Origin of the sequence: Nocardia sp. NPDC058658 (genome assembly GCF_042716665.1) — a bacterium.
GTDB lineage: Bacteria > Actinomycetota > Actinomycetes > Mycobacteriales > Mycobacteriaceae > Nocardia.
The window spans coordinates 40089-56545 of record NZ_JBHXRR010000020.1; the positions used below are offsets into that span (position 1 = coordinate 40089).

16 protein-coding genes are annotated in these 16457 nt (G+C 66.7%); 4 read left to right on the top strand and 12 right to left on the bottom strand.

The annotated features are described in order from the left end of the window. Positions 1 to 9: 9 nt before the first annotated feature. From ACFWUP_RS23750 to ACFWUP_RS23795, 10 genes are all read right to left on the bottom strand, one after another. Positions 10 to 630 carry a hypothetical protein gene (locus ACFWUP_RS23750; RefSeq protein WP_379237763.1) on the bottom strand — a complete coding sequence of 207 codons (621 nt, stop codon included), beginning with the start codon at positions 628 to 630 and terminating at the stop codon, positions 10 to 12. Positions 631 to 646: 16 nt separating this feature from the next. Continuing rightward, positions 647 to 877: a hypothetical protein gene (locus ACFWUP_RS23755; protein ID WP_379237765.1), complete on the bottom strand. Its 231-nt coding sequence runs from the start codon at positions 875 to 877 to the stop codon at positions 647 to 649. Continuing rightward, positions 874 to 1698 (bottom strand): alpha/beta fold hydrolase, encoded by an 825-nt coding sequence (locus ACFWUP_RS23760; protein ID WP_379237767.1) that lies wholly within the window; start codon positions 1696 to 1698, stop codon positions 874 to 876. The genes ACFWUP_RS23755 and ACFWUP_RS23760 overlap by 4 nt, the downstream gene beginning before the upstream one ends. Positions 1699 to 1700: 2 nt before the next feature. Next, a complete protein-coding gene (locus ACFWUP_RS23765; protein ID WP_379237769.1) occupies positions 1701 to 1994 on the bottom strand; it encodes a hypothetical protein in 294 nt (97 codons plus the stop codon). Then, positions 1991 to 2650, bottom strand: coding sequence for a hypothetical protein (locus tag ACFWUP_RS23770; RefSeq protein ID WP_379237771.1), 660 nt, complete (start codon positions 2648 to 2650; stop codon positions 1991 to 1993). The genes ACFWUP_RS23765 and ACFWUP_RS23770 overlap by 4 nt, the downstream gene beginning before the upstream one ends. Before the next feature lies 1 nt (position 2651). Then, on the bottom strand, positions 2652 to 3182 hold the full coding sequence (locus ACFWUP_RS23775) for a hypothetical protein (protein ID WP_379237773.1): 531 nt from the start codon (positions 3180 to 3182) through the stop codon (positions 2652 to 2654). 398 nt (positions 3183 to 3580) lie between these two features. Further along, positions 3581 to 5269: a cutinase family protein gene (locus ACFWUP_RS23780; RefSeq protein WP_379237775.1), complete on the bottom strand. Its 1689-nt coding sequence runs from the start codon at positions 5267 to 5269 to the stop codon at positions 3581 to 3583. Between the two features lie 57 nt (positions 5270 to 5326). Beyond that, positions 5327 to 6451, bottom strand: coding sequence for a lipase family protein (locus tag ACFWUP_RS23785; RefSeq protein ID WP_379237777.1), 1125 nt, complete (start codon positions 6449 to 6451; stop codon positions 5327 to 5329). Further along, the gene (locus ACFWUP_RS23790) at positions 6448 to 7671 is read right to left on the bottom strand and encodes a cutinase family protein (RefSeq protein WP_379237779.1); all 1224 of its coding nucleotides are present in this window, start codon (positions 7669 to 7671) and stop codon (positions 6448 to 6450) included. The genes ACFWUP_RS23785 and ACFWUP_RS23790 overlap by 4 nt, the downstream gene beginning before the upstream one ends. Then, positions 7668 to 8360 carry a hypothetical protein gene (locus ACFWUP_RS23795; RefSeq protein ID WP_379237781.1) on the bottom strand — a complete coding sequence of 231 codons (693 nt, stop codon included), beginning with the start codon at positions 8358 to 8360 and terminating at the stop codon, positions 7668 to 7670. Before ACFWUP_RS23795 ends, ACFWUP_RS23790 begins: the two co-directional genes overlap by 4 nt. A 781-nt stretch (positions 8361 to 9141) precedes the next feature. On the opposite strand from ACFWUP_RS23795, the gene ACFWUP_RS23800 reads away from it, so the two are divergent. From ACFWUP_RS23800 to ACFWUP_RS23815, 4 genes are all read left to right on the top strand, one after another. Then, positions 9142 to 9918: a helix-turn-helix domain-containing protein gene (locus ACFWUP_RS23800; RefSeq protein WP_379237783.1), complete on the top strand. Its 777-nt coding sequence runs from the start codon at positions 9142 to 9144 to the stop codon at positions 9916 to 9918. 700 nt (positions 9919 to 10618) lie between these two features. Beyond that, on the top strand, positions 10619 to 10810 hold the full coding sequence (locus ACFWUP_RS23805) for a helix-turn-helix domain-containing protein (RefSeq protein WP_379237785.1): 192 nt from the start codon (positions 10619 to 10621) through the stop codon (positions 10808 to 10810). A gap of 235 nt (positions 10811 to 11045) precedes the next feature. Continuing rightward, complete coding sequence (locus ACFWUP_RS23810; RefSeq protein WP_379237787.1) at positions 11046 to 12239, top strand: tyrosine-type recombinase/integrase; 1194 nt, start codon at positions 11046 to 11048, stop codon at positions 12237 to 12239. 141 nt (positions 12240 to 12380) lie between these two features. Further along, entirely contained in the window at positions 12381 to 13295 is a 915-nt protein-coding gene (locus ACFWUP_RS23815) for a 3-methyladenine DNA glycosylase (RefSeq protein WP_379237789.1), read from the top strand. On the opposite strand, the gene ACFWUP_RS23820 is transcribed toward ACFWUP_RS23815, so the two are convergent. Further along, the gene (locus ACFWUP_RS23820) at positions 13292 to 15019 is read right to left on the bottom strand and encodes a BCCT family transporter (RefSeq protein ID WP_379237791.1); all 1728 of its coding nucleotides are present in this window, start codon (positions 15017 to 15019) and stop codon (positions 13292 to 13294) included. The genes ACFWUP_RS23815 and ACFWUP_RS23820 overlap by 4 nt on opposite strands. A 382-nt stretch (positions 15020 to 15401) precedes the next feature. Continuing rightward, a complete protein-coding gene (locus ACFWUP_RS23825) occupies positions 15402 to 16256 on the bottom strand; it encodes an isocitrate lyase/phosphoenolpyruvate mutase family protein (RefSeq protein WP_379237793.1) in 855 nt (284 codons plus the stop codon). Between the last annotated feature and the right edge of the window lie 201 nt (positions 16257 to 16457).

The window sequence follows — 16457 nt, forward strand, 5'->3', positions numbered from 1 at the left end:
GGGGTTTCCTTACCGACGGGCCAGGGTGAGCATGGCCGCTGGCGTGGACTCCACCGCGACGACGGGCTGGCCGGGCAGGCTCAATCGCAAACGCCAGTCGTTGTCGAGCCACACCACATTGGCGTGGTGACACGTCAACGACCCGTCGCGGTAGGAGCTGTAGATCTCGATCGCGGCATCAGCGCCGAGGAAGGTGGTGACGGTGTAGCCGAGGATGGTCGGCCCCTCGGGCCCGGCGGGTTCGGCGATCGAGACCTGGGCGCGGGCACCGGCCCACGCGTCACGGCCCGGTCCGGGCGCGAGCATCGTCTGCCCGACCTGGGGCCATTGGTTGTCCGGGGCGATGGCCATGCGCACGCTGGCGTGGATCGCGGCCAACGCCGCCCCTGCTGGGCTCTGGTCGAACCCGGACACCGCCGCGGTGTCGGTGTTGCGGGGGCCTTGCCGCGCGTAGGGCAGGTCGATGCCGCGCCAGCTGTGCCATCGCAACTCCGTGGGCGCGATCGGCGCCAGGGATTCCGTGGCGGGAGTCGATGTGGCGGGTTGGTGGCCAGCGGCGCAACTGGCGACGGCGAGCACCGTCAGCGCGAGGGTTGTGTGGAGCAGTGTGGTGGAGGAGGTCACTGGCATGGGTTCGGTCGCTTTCTCAGGCGGGGATGATGGCCACGGCCAGCGCGCTGGCGGAGCCGACGAAGACCGCGGCGGTGAGCGAGGCAATGAGGCCCTCGACGGCTTCTTCGCGGTAGAGCCGGATCGCGAGTTGGCCGCCGACCCAGATCGCTCGCGCCACACACAGCAGCAGCACGATCCATGCCAACCAGCCCAGTAGCTGGGTCAGCGGCGAAAGGACCTGTGCAGGTAGGGTTTTCGCGGTCATGGCGCTGCCCTGTATCGGGCCGTGTCGTGGGCGACGCGCAGGGCGGCCAGTATCGTGTCCGCGACTGCGCACGGGTGGGCGCGGGCAAGGTTATGGGCGGCGGTGTCGATGATCGCGACCTCGGCCCACACCCGGTCAGCGAAATCGAGCACCCGCGCCGGTACCGCGACCGGGTCGTCGCGACCGCTCAGCACCCAGGTCGGGGTTTGGCGCAGAATCTCTTCCACGACGGCGAGGTCGGCGTTTCCGCCTCGATAGGAGCTGAGCAACCGCATGGCCGCGTCCACACCACCAGTACTGGCACACCCACCAGATCCGCTGGTCACCAGCGCACTGGTCACCGTAGCCAGGGTGTACTGCCTCGAGCCGACGGCGCCGTTGTCGCGTCTGCGCGGCAGGTCGGTGGTTGGTGCTACCGTGACGATCCCCGCCACTGGCAGTTGATGGTGGCGGTGGCGAAACACCCACTCCTGCACCACTATCACGGCCAGCGATGACACGACGAGGATGATTTCGCCGCTCGCGTGAGCCAGGACGAGGTCGAGGTCGTCGAGGAGTTGCTCCATCGTGGGCGCGTCACCGGCATGGGTCGGTTGGTGGCCACGCTGGTCGTAGACCAGGTGGGCGATGGTGGCGTCGAGCCGCGAATCCAGTTCGAGGCCGACGGCGGCGTAGTCTGCCGAGCCGCCGAGGGGGCCGTGCAGGTAGACGATGGTCGCCGGCGCGTCGAGCGGTCCACCGAAGGTGGCCTCCACATGGTGCCCGTCGCCGGTGGGCAACGACAACCGCGTGTTCGCGGAGGTGGATGGTGTGTGGGTCATCGTCATCCCCCGCTCACGGCGGCGTTCATGATGACTCCGGCCGAGGTCGCGATGATGCCGCCCACGAGTGCGGCGAACACGATCTTGGGTGACTCGACCGCGCCGCCTTGCCAGCGTTCCCAGCCGAACTTGCCCCCGGCGTAGATCAGGGCCGCGATCCCGGCGAGCATGACCAGCCAGGAGAGGTATCCGACGAGGTTGGTGAGTTTGTCGCCGCCGGGTGGGCGAGTTGGGGTGATCTTGATTTCCTGGGCGAGCACGGTCACATCCCGGGCCGCCGACAGAAGTGTCGTCACGATTTGTTCCAATCTTGCTGTCTCCGAGAGGTTTTCCGGATTCGGGTGATGTGGTCGATCAGGTCCGTGCCGACGTGGTGCACATCGGCGGGAACCGTGGAGGTCAGTGGTGCGCGCCGGGGTGGTGGCCGGTCGCCTGGGTGGAATCGGGCGAGTTCGTCGAGTTCGCGTTCGAGCAGTTCCTCGTGCCAGCCGATCGCCCACACCGCTGGGGCCAGGTCCTCGATCAGCGTGCGGTAGCGGCGTATCGCTGCCGGGACCTTGCCCGGTCGAGCCGCGGTGAGGACGACCCCGACCACGACCACCCCGTCGGGGGCCAACTCGGCGCGCCATTCCCGTAACCGCTCAGCGCAGCTGATCAGCCCGGGCAGACACAGCCGGGCGGCGATGGTGACCAGTTGGGTGGTGTGCGGGGAGGCCGGCCAGCACCGTTCGCTGTCGGCCGCCGGCGCCCACCACCTCGCCAGCGTCGTTGCCCCGGCCCCGCCGTGCGCGCCGACGATCGCGACCAAGGGCGGATGGGCGCCGGTGACCGGCAACGGGTCGTTGCGTATCGCCGCGATGCGTCCGTGCCGGGGCGGTTCGACCGTCACGGGACCGAAACGCGGCGGCGGGTTCACTTCTGGTGAGACTGGTTGTGCGGCAACAGGGTTCATGTCAGTTTCCTCGTCGCTGGATGTTGGTGATGACCAGACCAGCGGGATCGGGGCCGGTGGCGGATCGGCTGGTGTTGACCAGTTGCAGGTAGTCGAACCGGGTGCCGTCGGGGTGTAGTTCGACCACGTGCACCTCGCCTGCGCCGTCGGTGATCGGGGTGATCGCGACGCAGTGGGTGGTACCGGTCGGCAGTGCTGTGATCGCGGCCGCCAGCACCTCACGGGTGAGGCCCGCGCGGGGATCGGTGACCTGTAGCGCCGCGTCGACGTCACGGCGCACGTAGTAGGCGTATTCGAAAGCCGCCACCACGCCCGCGAATGTCGTGGTGTCGCCTGGACCGGCGGTGATGGTCGGCGCGGACAAGCCCCGACAAGCCGGCGTCGGCGGTGCTGAAGATGACGGGGTAGTTGTCGTGACCGTCGCCGAGGCGGCCACAGCCACAGTGGACAACACTGTGACAGCCGGGACGTTCGCCTCAGGCCGACTTTCGAGGACAGCGGCGACGACCGCGCCGGTCATCACGGCAGTCACGATGCAAGCAACACCGAGACTCAGTGCTTTCCAACGCTTCTCAGCCGTCGGTTCGGCGCACCTGGGCAATTCGTTGACAGGTAAAGACACGCGGTCGCGTGAGGATAGGTCGATCGGATGGGACCAACCCGGACGCGACAAGCGGTCATCGCCGTCGGTGTCGCCGTCCGTGCTGACCGTGCTTGGGGAGTTGTCGATCAGCCAGGCCTCGCCGTGGAATCGTTGTCGTTCGTCGTCGCCGGTCATGGGGTTGTCACCTCCTCTGACGGTTGCCGTGGTTGTAGGGGCCCTTCGGGGGCGCTGGCCCACCGGAACGTGGGAGAACCGACGGGGTCTGTTGGGTACGACCCGTGGGCCGGTCAGCGCCCCCGAAGGGGTTCAAGGACGCGGGGTTGTCGTCACCGCGTATGGGGAGGGGTCGTCGCCGAAGTCCGGGGCGTTGCCGGGAGGTCGGTCACGGTGGGAGTCGTTGTGCGCGCGGGTATTTCCGTACCGGGCGGGGCGAGGTCGTGGGCCGCAGCGGTGAACCAGTCCGCGACAGCGGTCACCGGGCTGTGGCCGTCGGTGGTCGCGGCGACGGTGCTGTAGCTGGCGCGTCGACCGGTGGAGTCGGAATATTGGGCGGTCGCCGAGGTCGTGTACAGATCGGCCGAGTCGGTGATCGTGGACGTGATCGCCTCGAACGCCGAGTTGACCCAGGTGCTGATCGACTGCGGCGGAACCAGATCGACCACTGCGGTCGCGACCTTGGCGCCCAGTGTCGCTACCGCCGCCCACGGGTTGGCCAACCCGACGGTGGCGAGTTCGGCGATGGTCGAGGCGGTGAACACCGTGCGCGCCACCGAGACCACCGCGTTCAGGCCGATCGACCCGAGCTTGAACAACGCCGAGAGGGCGTCGGAACTGGTGGCGGTGGTCGCGGTCGGTGACGACGCCGTCGCGATACGTTGGCCCAACGTTTGGGTCGGGTCGTAGGTGAGTTGGTCGAGGCTGGTGCCGGTCAGGTCGTCGTTGACCACCCCGACCGCGGTCGTGAACACCGTCGCGGCCAACGCTCGAGCGACGGTCGTGATCGCCGCGACCGGGTCCTTACCCTCGGTTTGGCCGGCGATGTTGGCTACCGCTGTCGCCAGGGGGCTACCGGAGGTGACGTCGCAGGTGGCGTCTCCGGCCACGCACAGGTCCGCGACTCGTCCGGCCAGTGTTCCGTAGTTGGCCGGTTGTGCGGCGGCGTCGATGCCCGCCCCGGACAGCCCCACATTCGACAACGCGACCTTGCCGACGTGGGTACCACCCGTGCCCGGAACTGCGTTGGGGGTGCCCGAGTCGGTACCGGGCAGGACTGGCTGTGCCGCTCGCCGAGAAGGGTTGGACAGCAACGCGATCCCGGCGACTTTGTCAGCAGGTACCCCAGATCGGCCCGCGCCGACGTTCTCGGCGAACACTGCCGCTGCGGCCGCTCCTTGGGCGTAACCGACGACACCGATCCGGGTTTGTTCGCATCGAGCGGTGACCGCGGTGGCGGTCTGTTCGATGCGGTCACCAGCTGCGGTGACATCGGACCGGTAGGTGGCCGAATTTGTGTCTGATGCCCCGAACCCGATGTATTCGCGGGCAACCGAATCCCCGACGGCGGCGGTGATCGGGCCGAAGACCTGGCCGAGCATCCCGGTGTCGCCGGTGTCGACCGAGCTCGCCGCGCCCTCGTCACCGGTTTGTACCCCGATCAGATACAAGGCCGGACACGTCGTGGAGCCCGTAGCTGTGCTGGACGGGGACGGCGGCAATGTGGGGGTCAGCGAGACCGTCGTGGACGACGACGAACGCGGCGCCGAGGGCGACGATGTAGGCGTCGGTACCGTTGTCACAGGCGAGGTTGTATGCGGCGAAGGTGTCGGCGTCGCGGTGGCAGGGGCGGTGGTCGGGTCCGCGAGTGCGGGCGCCGTTCCGCAGCCGACCGTGAGAACCGCGACTACTGCCGCGAACACGACCGCCGCGACGTTGTCCGTCGAGGTGGATTTCGGGTTCAGCGGTGCCCTGTCGCGGGCGCGATGCCGCGCGGGCGGTGCGGTAGGGGTGTCGTGCATCGATCTCGCCTTCCTTCGGACAGTCGAATCAGGTAGTGGGCGGCCGGGACGTGGCAGTCAGCTGGAGTTGGAGGTTCGTCCCGGGGGTGGCAGCGCGAAACCCGCGCGCAGAACACGGAAGACGTCGGGGGTTGCTTGGTCGGCGGCACCGACGTGCGGGCAGTCGTATTCCGACCACGACACGTCCACACCCCGCGACAGGTACTCAGCGAACAGACCTCGACCTGAATCGATGGGCACCAGCGCGTCGAGGCGCCCGTGGTACAGGTGCACGGCGACGATCGGTGTCTTCGACCCGAGGCGTTCGCTGTCGAGAATGTGCGCCCAGACTGGGTCGTTCCACGGGTCAGGGCGTTCGCACCATCGCGCCAGCGGAAATCGGTAGTCCGACAGCAGCGCCGACACATCCAGGCTGCTCGCGGCCGCGACCGCCCGGACTCCGGCGTCGGTCAGGATGTGATCGACCGGCAGATGGCTGTACGCGCGCGCCAATCCGATCATTCCCGCGAACGCCAACCCTGCCCACGCCCCACCGTCCAAGGTCGTGATCAACGCCCCGGGGTCTGCGATGACCGCACCGGCCGCGACCGCCCGCAAGTCCAACTCGGAGGCGTATTGCGCGTGCCACTCGGCGGCGGACGCCACCGCGCGCCCGCCGTCGGCGTATCCCCACAACGCCACGGGGATCGGAGCCCGCCCTGGTGGGACCAGCGCGATGCTGAGCGCGCGGGCCAAGTCCAAGACCGCGTGCGCGTCCGCTTGGGCGGCAAGGAAATGGTGTGGGTGCGCGCCGGTGATGGCCAACCCGATCCCGTCGGGTACCGCTACCGTCCACCCGTTGGCCAGCGCCGCGGCGATGCTCCCGACGTCGGGTTCGCACGCGCGCACCAGTTTCTGCGACGGCGCGCACGCGCCACCCAATCCGTGGAAGGTCGGGCAGAACACCACCAACGCTCGGCTTCGACCGCCGTTGTCGCGGCGTCGTCGCGGTTCGAGCACGGTCGCTGAGGCGACGCACGGGAACCCGAAGCTGGTGGTCGTGGTGTAGACCAGTTGCCAGGTGTTGGCAACCCCGGCCAGGTGATCGATGGTGATCTCGCGCGACCGCAGAACCGTGCCGGGGTCGGTGCCCACACCCAGCGGGGTGTTGGCGTAGAAGTCGTCGACGCTGGTCTCGGTCATGACCGTGCCCCCGCGAGATCGTGGGCGAGCGCGATCATCCACGCCGTTCCCGAGCTCAGTTGGCCGGTCTGTGCGTAGGAGTTGTGCCGCCCGACGGTGTCAGCGAACCGCAACCACACCGCCGGATTCACCACATCAGCGTTGTCGGTAGCCAATTCGGCCACCGCGCCGACGAGTTGAGCCAGCACCGGCCCCAGTTGGGCGGGGTCGGCAGCGATCGCGGCGGTGATCTGGTCCCAGTGCGCACCCGCCGCACTCGCATCGGTGTCGGCGCCGCGGGGGTCGGCGGCCTCGACCAACCGCTCCCCCAAACGCATTTCCGGTAGATAGGTCACAGCCCCGCCCGACACGTGAAAGTCGTTGAGTATGACGGCATTCCATGCTGAACCGAGAGCGTGTGCGAGCGTGTGATTGACGGTGGTGAGCGCGGCGAGGGGATCGGTGAGATCGGCTTGGGCCAGCACTTGAGCGCCCCACCGCAGCAAGGAAGTGTTCGCCGGCGCCGAGCACGCCAGATCGCCGTCGCTGCACACATCGGCGACCCGACCAGTCAACGCACCGTATCCCTGTGCGCTGGTAGCGATCCCGGCCCCGCTCGCGGGCGCGGCAAGGATCTGGACCATCGACACCGCCGCGCCCGCGGTGCCTGGGGCCGGGTCGGGGGTGGTTTGGTCTGGCCGCCCAGGAAAGACCGGTTCCATGGTGGCGCGATCAGGATTCGCGTAGAGGGCCACCGCCGCGACACGGTCGGCGGGCACTGAGCCGGCCCCGGCGCCGACATCGCGGGCGAACGACGACATCGCCTGGGCGCCTTGGGAATACCCGACACCGGCCAGCATTGTTTCCGGACATGAATCGATGATTTGTTGGGCGGCTACGTCCAACGCGGTCCGCGCTTGTGCGACGGATTGGGTGTAGGGGTCATCACCGCCGCCGGGCACGATGCCGCCGAACCCGGCTTGGTAGGCGATGTAGGAACGCTGTACCAACTCCGGCACTGCGGCGACGACCGGTCCGATCAGCGACCCGACTACCCCGGTGTCGGACAACGGGTCCGCGGTCGGCGAGGACTGTCCGGTGCCCTGAACCCCGAGGATGAACAGGGCTGGACATCCGCTGAGCGGGACCGCGACGGCCGGGTGCGCGGTTGTGACGCTGATCGTGGCCGCGCCCATCACCGTGGCGACAAGTCCCGCCACCGACGGCCTGTATCGAATCACTGGCCGACTCCGACGCCCGCGCCGAACCCTGCGCCAACGGTCGCGCCGACAACACCGCCGACCAACGCGGCCGGGACCCCGAGGATCGCCGCGCCCGCGGCCGCGCCGGCAGCGGCGCCGAGGGCAGTTCCCGCGACCCCGCTCGTGGCCTCGCCGACGATCGGCACCGGGATCACCAATCCGGCTGCGGCACCGGCGATCCCACCGACTGTGCCCCCGATCAGTCCACCGACTGTGCCGCCTACCGCTGCGGCAGGCGCACCGAGCGCGGTCCCGGCGGCGAGCCCGCCGAGTCCGGCACCAGCCAGAATCGCGCCACTGACCCGATCGGAGCGGCCCGCCGGGATGCCCACCGAGTCCAACGCGGTCGCGATCTGGGCTTCGGCGCCGGCCGCGGTGGTGTTGACCGCGTCGCGGACCTCGATCGGCACCCAGTCCGGGCTGACGGTTTCCCATTGGCCGATCCGCAGCATTCCCTCGGTCGGCGCGACCGGTGCGACCGGTTCGACGGGTTCGGGCAGGTGAAGCTCCTCGATCCGCACTGGCTCGACTGATTCCACCGCGTTGGGCGCAGGCCGTTCCGGGGCGGTGCGGACCTGTTGGGGTTGCTCGTAGTACTGCGGCGCCGGGACTGGTTCGGGCGCAGGGGCAGCCGGGGTTTCGACACCTGGTTGATCGGGGGTTGTCACGCCCCCTTGATCAGCGACCAACGCTGGTTCCCCGGCTGCCTGCGCCGAACCCGGAGCACCAAGAGCAATCGCCGCCGGCACCGCACCGGCCAGCAAGATCGCCTGCCCCGTCCTCAACAGGGACTTGCATAGACCGCGGTTCGCATTCTGCGTGCCGGGGAGAATATGAGACTTCACCTGAAACCTTCTTTCCGAGGTCAGCGAGTGGAATGCCGCACCAGCGGCGACGCCCGAGAACGGGCCATACGAGCCGGAGGTCCGCCGGCCGGGCGCGCCCGGACCAGCGGCTCCTGGCACGCGAGCTCAGAGCAGAACAAGTGCCAGGTAGAGCACCTGGCCGGCAATCGACACCACGTTGGACATCAACGCCAGACCGGCGTTGATGTAGCTGACAATGACGAACGGATCCAATGTTTTGCCTTTCTGGGTGGATGGCTTGCATCCCCATCAAAAGCCCAGAAACCGACATAAAGCGAGAAAGTGGTTAAACCAATTCTTGGTCAAACCATTTCATGGTCAATACGAAATAGGCGGCGACCTGCGGCAATGCTCCGACTTGACCTCGGAGTGGTCAAATGAAGGCATCGAAAAATGATCACCTTATGGCCGATCCGAGCCATGTCGATGAACCCCCGTCACCCCCCTTTGCCTCCGTTTGTGATCATTCCCAGCACCCCCACCTTGCCGAGCTAATCCTGTTCTGATAGAACAGCATTCATCGGGGAGAAATCACACCAGACCGCCAATTCGGTGGCCTGCGTCACACATTCTCGGGGGAGACATGAATACTGAAAAAGGCCAGAACGGGTTCCCAACAAACGACGCCATCGTCGCCGTTCCATCATTCTCAGCAACCTGCAAGCGAATACGCGAGAACCGCAACCTCTCACGCGCCGAAGCCAAGCGATGGCACGGGATCAGCCCCACCCAACTGTTCCGGTACGAAGCCGGCACCGGCGTTCCGCCCGCAGCGGCCCTGGACACCTTGATCGCTGGATATCGCCTCGGCGCCCCGATGGAGCGTCACCTGCGCGAGTTGCGGGATCCCGCGCTGCCGCTGGCTTCGATCGCGGCGCTGCGCGAGCACATCCTCACCCGGCCAGGCGCTGCGGAGTACCTCGCCGGTCTCGACACGCGAGGAATCCTCGCCGCCTACATCGACCCGATGTTCAACGTCCTAGCCGCCAACTCCTTGCTCCATGCAGCCTTGATCGACCTCGACGACTTCCCCTCGATCCCCCGCTGGATATTCAGCCAACCAGGTCGAACAACCCTGATCGACCACGCGCACGAGGCCGACCAGATCGTGGCGCGGCTGCGCGCGGAGACCGGCCGCTTCCGCGTTTCCGAACAGGCCGCGGACGTCGTGCGATACCTCGGCGCCGACCCCGAGTTCGCCCGTCGTTGGTTGACGTCGAGCTCGGTCGCCTACGGCCGAGACGCCAACGACCTCGTTCACGTCCGCACACCCAACGGCAACCACGGCTCGTACCGGCTCGCCTTCTCCGAAATCGACCCTGTCCGCCACATCCACCTGGTTACCGCGGTCCCGGAATGAGGCCCACACTGCCAACCGCTCTCCCGACAGCCCGGATAGCGACGTAGTCGCACTGAGCCAGCAGGGCCGACCGCCGGGGCCTCAGCCCCGTCACACACCCGCATTCGGACCCCGCTGGCCAGTTCGGCACCATTCAGCAAATCTCTGGAAACCAATCCCCGTTGCGCCGGAATGGCTTGAATGCGATTCCCTGTAGCGAATTGCAGGATCTTGCATCAATTGAGAACATGCCACTACGCGTTGCAACTTTCGCCATTCTTGCAATAAACATGCGTGTTCACGACTGGCAAGTTGACACGTCATCTGCAAACACATTTGAGTGTGCAATCGCACACGCGGTCGGCAACACAAACCTCGGCGTGCAAGTCGAACGGTCTCGCCGGAAACTCTTCCCAGGAGCCGACCTGGTGGCGCCTCGCCGCGAACTGCGCTTTCATGGTGGTGGGAGAACCGTCTGGGTGTAGGAGAGCAGCCCCATGCTCGAAACATCAGGCCCTTCTGCGTGCCGACACCGTTCTGGCCGATTCCTGACCATCGCGAATCATTCCGCACCTCAACAGGTGCCATGCGTGGACGCCATCGCCCGGCTCAATGCCAACTCCTGCTCACCTTCCGCAGACGCGATTTCTGCTCAACGTTGGTGCGCCTCGGTAGTTCGCAGCCAGCGGTTATCGACAACGCCAGTGTCAGGACAGCCGCGATGAGCGACGCGGAAGTCTGGCTGACCACCAACGAGGTCGCCAAGAGACTCAAGATCCCCCCAAAGACCCTCTCCGCATGGGCGTCCACGCACACCGGTCCGCGCTTCGCCAAGATCGGCCGTTACCGCCGATACCGGCTCATCGACCTCGAGGAATGGGAAAACGACCGACTCGAGCCCGACGAGCGCTGAGCCCCACCTCTCACCGCAGACCGCGCATGTGGTTGCGCTGCGCTTCCGCTCAGCGCAACCACATCGAACGAGCCCACCGGAGCAACCGGTTGAGCCGCCCCCCCAATGCCCTCACCGCGGTGCACGGCCATGTCGCCGTAGTCGGCCACTGCCGACTCTGTCAGCGCGCTCGAAAGTCTTCCGCCAGTTTGGAGGCCGCATGTCGAATCCCCCGCTCGCGATCGGGACCTACGGAGTGATCAGCGCCAAAAAGCGGCCCAACGGCAGCTGGCGCGCGAGCACCCGCTTCCGTGACGAGGACGGTGAGACCCGAACGGTGCAGGCGGCGGGTCCCACCAAGCCTCGCGCCATAGCCCTTTTGAAAGACAGGTTGAAGGAGCGGCGCCGTTCGTTTACCAGAGACGTCGAGATTACGGCGGACACCCGCCTGTCCCAGCTCGCCGATCTGTGGCTTGCCGAACTGGAGTTCGAGAACCGCACAACCCCACAGACGATCGAGCACTACCGCAGCCATATCCACGTCGCGAAGACGCGTGGCCGAAGCGGCACCGTGAAGATCAATACCTCACTGGGCGGGCTCCGTATCCGCGAAGCCACCACCGCACGCCTCGATGCCTATCTCAGGGAGGTATCTCGCAGGTGGCCCGGGAAGGCCAGGGCTCATCGCGTCGTGCTCACAGGCATGATGGGCCTTGCCGTACGCCACGACGTGCTGAGGCACAATCCGGTGCTCAACGTTGCCCGCCTGCCACGCAATGCCCAACGCCCTCGGGCCGCAGACCTCGCCACACTGCACGAACTTCGACAACAGCTCGAGACGTGGGTTTCCGGTGACGCGATACCCGGGACCCCCGCATTCACGAAGGGCATCCCCCGATCCCGCATCGTCCTTGACGTCACCGACGTCCTGCTGGGGACCGGCGTACGGATCGGCGAAGCACTCGCGATTCGGTGGCGTGATCTCGATCTCGATGCGGAAACGCCGCGCGTGACGATCTGCGGGACGATCGTGCGGATCAGGCATCCCGACGGAAAGCTGCGTCCGATCCGGCAAGGATGGACCAAAACGGACGCCGGCTACCGGTCTGTCGTCCTGCCGAAGTTCGTCGTCGAGACGCTGCGCCGACGAGCTGCCGTCGCGCTTGCGAACCCATTGGACTTGGTGTTCACCGCGCGCACAGGCGGCATCTACGACCCGCACAATTACCGCCGGAGTTGGCGATCCGCGCGCGGCAGCCGATTCACCTGGGTAACCCCGAAGACGTTCCGCAAGTCGATCGCCACGCTCATCGCGAACGAGTACGGCGCCAGCCACGCCGCGCGCCAACTAGGCCACAGCGACAACGGCACCACTGCTGCCCGTCACTACATCGACAGCCCCAGCGAGGTCGCCGACTACACCGGACTGCTGGGTCCGGGATTGGCGTGAATTGTCGAACTTTGCCTCAACTAGTGTCCAAAGCGTGTCAGAAGTCAAACTCCGACCCTTTTCGAGCCCTGGAACGGCACGCACGGAGCCCCCTGTTCAGGCTCCCTCAGAGGCTCCGAACCGGTGCGGGACAATAGTTGAGTGAGCACCGCCGATTACCTCGACCACTCCCCTGACCTGCGCGTATTGCCAGCGTCGGAGTGGCAGGCGGCGGCGCGCGAGCACCGGGATCGGCTCGATCGGTTGGTCGGTCCGTATCTCGAGAGGCGCAAAGCGGGCACCACCCACCCGGTCATCGACTTCCTGTTCACCTATTACGGAAACAAGCCCGCGCAGTTGCGGCGGTGGCATCCGGGGTTCGGGATCGGGCTGCGCGATGCGGGCGAGTACCAGGGTGCGCGCGGGTACTACGAGCACGGGCGGGGCGTGTTCACCGCGGATCCGGCCTATCTGGCGAAGCGGCGCGACACGATCGAATTCGTCTCCCGGCTGCTCACCGCCACCGCCCAACGCCCGGCACAGCTGTCATGCTTCGGACTGCACGAGTGGGCGATGGTCTACCGCACCGATGAGGTGCGCCACCAGCAGGTTCCGCTCCGGCTCGGCAGTGCGGGCACCGACCAGGTGGTGGAGTCGATGTCGTTGCGCTGCACACACTTCGACGCATTCCGTTTCTTCACCCCGGAAGCGGTGGGCCGCAATGCCGAACCACTCACTCGCGCAGACCAAGTGGCGACAGAACAACCCGGGTGCCTTCATGCGAATATGGATCTCTACAAATGGGGTTTCAAGCTAGCCCCACTGATCCCCTCGGACCTACTGCTGGACTGCTTCGAACTCGCCTGCACCGCACGCGAACTCGATATGCGAGCCAGCCCGTACGACCTGTCCGACTTCGGCTATGCACCGGTCCGCATCGAAACCCCCACCGGCCGAGCCGATTACGTCCGCGCCCAAGCCGCTATCGCAGACCAGGCCGACTCACTGCGGCATCACATGAAAACGGCCTGCGCCGAGTTGTCCTCAGCGCAGGCCGGATTCGACGCTACGAACTAGACGTCCTTGTCGAGAGTCGGACTCACCGGCTCCTCGACCGCCGGTTCCGTGACGAGCGCGAAATCGCCGTCGTGCAATTCGGTGCCCTGGTCGACAGCTCCCTCGACCAGCTCGACACCACGATCCATCCGCAGGATCAGCGGGTCGTCGCTGAGGTCCTTGTACAGCGACACACACATCGCCACCATCACCACCAGGAACGGCAGCGACACCACCGTTGTCAACGCCTGCAGGCCGGTCAGAGCCCCGCCGAGGTTGTCGGAATCGGCGATCGCCAGCATGATCGCGGCGACGGCGCCGGTGGCCGCGCCCCAGAAGATGACGACCCACTTCGACGGTTCGATGCTGCCGCGTTCGGACAGCGTGCCCATCACGATGGAGGCCGCGTCGGCACCGGAGACGAAGAAGATCGCGACGAGGATCATCACGACGACCGTGGTCACCGAGGTGATCGGGTACTGGTCGAGCAGGTGGAACAGGGCGAAGTTGGAGTCGACCGAGCCGTCGGGTTCGGTGAGGTCACCGTTCCTGGCCTGCTCCGCGATGCCCGCGCCACCGAAGATCGCGAACCAGATCAGGCTCACCACACTGGGCACCAGCAGCACGCCGGTGACGAACTGGCGGATGGTGCGGCCGCGGCTGATCCGGGCGATGAACATGCCGACGAACGGCGTCCACGAAATCCACCAGGCCCAGTAGAAGATCGTCCAGCTCGACAGCCACGCCTGCATCGCCTCGTCACCGGCGCCGGTGCGTGAGGCCATGGTCGGCAGGCTCTCGATGTAGTCACCGAGCGAGGTCGGCAGCATATTGAGGATGAACAGCGTCGGCCCGGCGATGAACACGAACGCCGCGATAGTGAGGGCCAGCACCATATTGATGTTGGACAGCCACTGGATGCCGCGCGCGACACCGGAGACCGCCGACAGCACGAAGGCCACGCACAGGCCCGCGATGATCGCAACCAGGCCGATCTTGCCGATGCTGTCGATCCAGCCGTTGAACTCCATGCCCGCGCCGATCTGCAGCGCGCCGAGGCCGAGGGAGGCCGCCGATCCGAACAGGGTCGCGAAGATCGCCATCATGTCGATCACCCGGCCGCCGATGCCGTCGGCGTGGTGGCCGAGCAGCGGCCGGAACACCGAGGAGATCAACTGCGAGCGGCCTTTTCGGAACGTGCCGTAGGCGATGGCAAGCCCGGCGACGGCGTAGATCGCCCACGGGTGCAACGTCCAGTGGAACAGCGTGGTGGCCATCGCGACCTCCGCGGCGGCCGGCGATCCGGCTTCGGCGGTGTGTGGTGGCGGATTCACTAAGTGCGACAACGGTTCTGCCACACCCCAGAACATCAGGCCGATGCCCATGCCCGCGCTGAACATCATCGCGATCCAGGACACGGTGCGGAATTCGGGCTTCTCGTCGTCGGCGCCGAGCGGGATCCGGCCGTAGCGGCTGATCGCCAGCCAGATCACGAAGACGACGAACGCTGTCGCGGTGAGCACGAACAACCAGCCGGTGTTGGTGATGACCCATTTCTGGGCCGTGCTCGCCGCGGAGGCGAGGCTCTCGTCGTCGAGCACACCCCAGGCGACAAAGGCGAGTGCGCCGATGGCGGTGGCGCAGAACACGAGTAGATCCAATCGGGGTTTACCCCGCGACCCTTCGGCTACCGCGCCGCCGGAGGTCTCCGCGTCACCGGAACTCCCTATGACATCGTTCGACATGAAATCCGAGTCCTTTCCGGTCGCGGACACAGCGGTCTTCGCAGACACGCCTTCAGTCAGAGCAACCGTACAGCGTGTCGGCGATGACCCCCGGTATTCGCGACGCCCATCAAACCCCTGTTCCCCGAAACCCACCTCGGCAACCATTTGCGTGGCTTACTATTCGTGATACGACACAACCGTCTGGGCCAGTTGCTGTTGTCTGCATCAGCGATTCGGGGAGGCAACGATGCCGTCAGCGAGGAAATCTTTCGTGCGGTGCGCGGTGATGACCAGGTATCTCGGCATGCTCCTGGACCTTCGGGGTGCGCGTCCCTTCTCCTGATCAATTGATCACCAGGCTCGGCCGTGCGGAAATGCGGACAAACCGTGCATCCGCCCGTCAGGTGCGGTCGGCGAAATGGGCGTTGAGGGCCGATTGGGAGAGTTGCGTGTCGCCGTAGGTGAAGGTGCCGTGTTCGGCGAGCTCGGTGGCCGTGTCGAGGAGGTGGCGGTAGAGCAGGCGCGCGATGCTGCCGCCGACAGTGACCCGGCGGACGCCGAGGTCGGCGAGTTCGGCCATCGACAGGGCGCCGCCGGTCAGTCCCATCACGACGTTGAGTGGTCCGTCGAGCGCGTCGACCAGGGTGGCGATGGTGGTGGCGTCGGCGGCCCCGGGGACGAAGGCGCAGTCGGCGCCCGCGGCGAGATAGGAGTTGGCGCGGCGAATCGCCTCGTCGAGACCCGCGTCCACGAGCAGCGCGTCGGTGCGTCCGACGAGCACGAACGGTTCACCACTCGCGGCCACCGCCGCGCGCGCCGCCCGAACCCGGTCCACCGCGTGCACCTCATCGAACAGCGGGGTCGTGCGATCACCGGTGAAGTCCTCGATATTGCCGCCCGCCGCACCGGCGTCGATCGCGAGGGAGATCGTGGTCGCCACATCCTGGGAATCGGGCCCGTACCCCTCCTCGAGATCGGCGCTGACCGGCACCCGCACCGCACTGGCGATCTCGCTGATCCGACGCATCATCGTCGGCCGATCGACCCGCCCCAGCTCGCCGTGCTCGGCGAAGAAATCATGATCGGGACGGCCGAAGGAGAACGCGACACCCGCACTGGTGGTGGCGATCGCCGGAAATCCCACCGACTCGAGAATCCGCGCGCTACCCGCATCCCAGGCGTTGGGCAGCAAGAAGCAACCGGAGCGGTGCAGATCGACGAAAGCCTGTGCGCGTGCCCGCTGTTCGCTGTCCACGAGTGCTCCTGCTGTGAGTCGGGGGACCGTACCGGGTCCATTCTGCCCCCGCACACCTGATCCGATCAGCGCAGACCCGCGCGGCCGGAACGATTCCGGTGTACACCGATCCGCACAGTCGTGCAGCTAGCGACGCGCCGGCCCGAACGGATGCGGAGGTACCCCGACCGCCCCACACGCGCAGCGAACGTCAGACGCAGC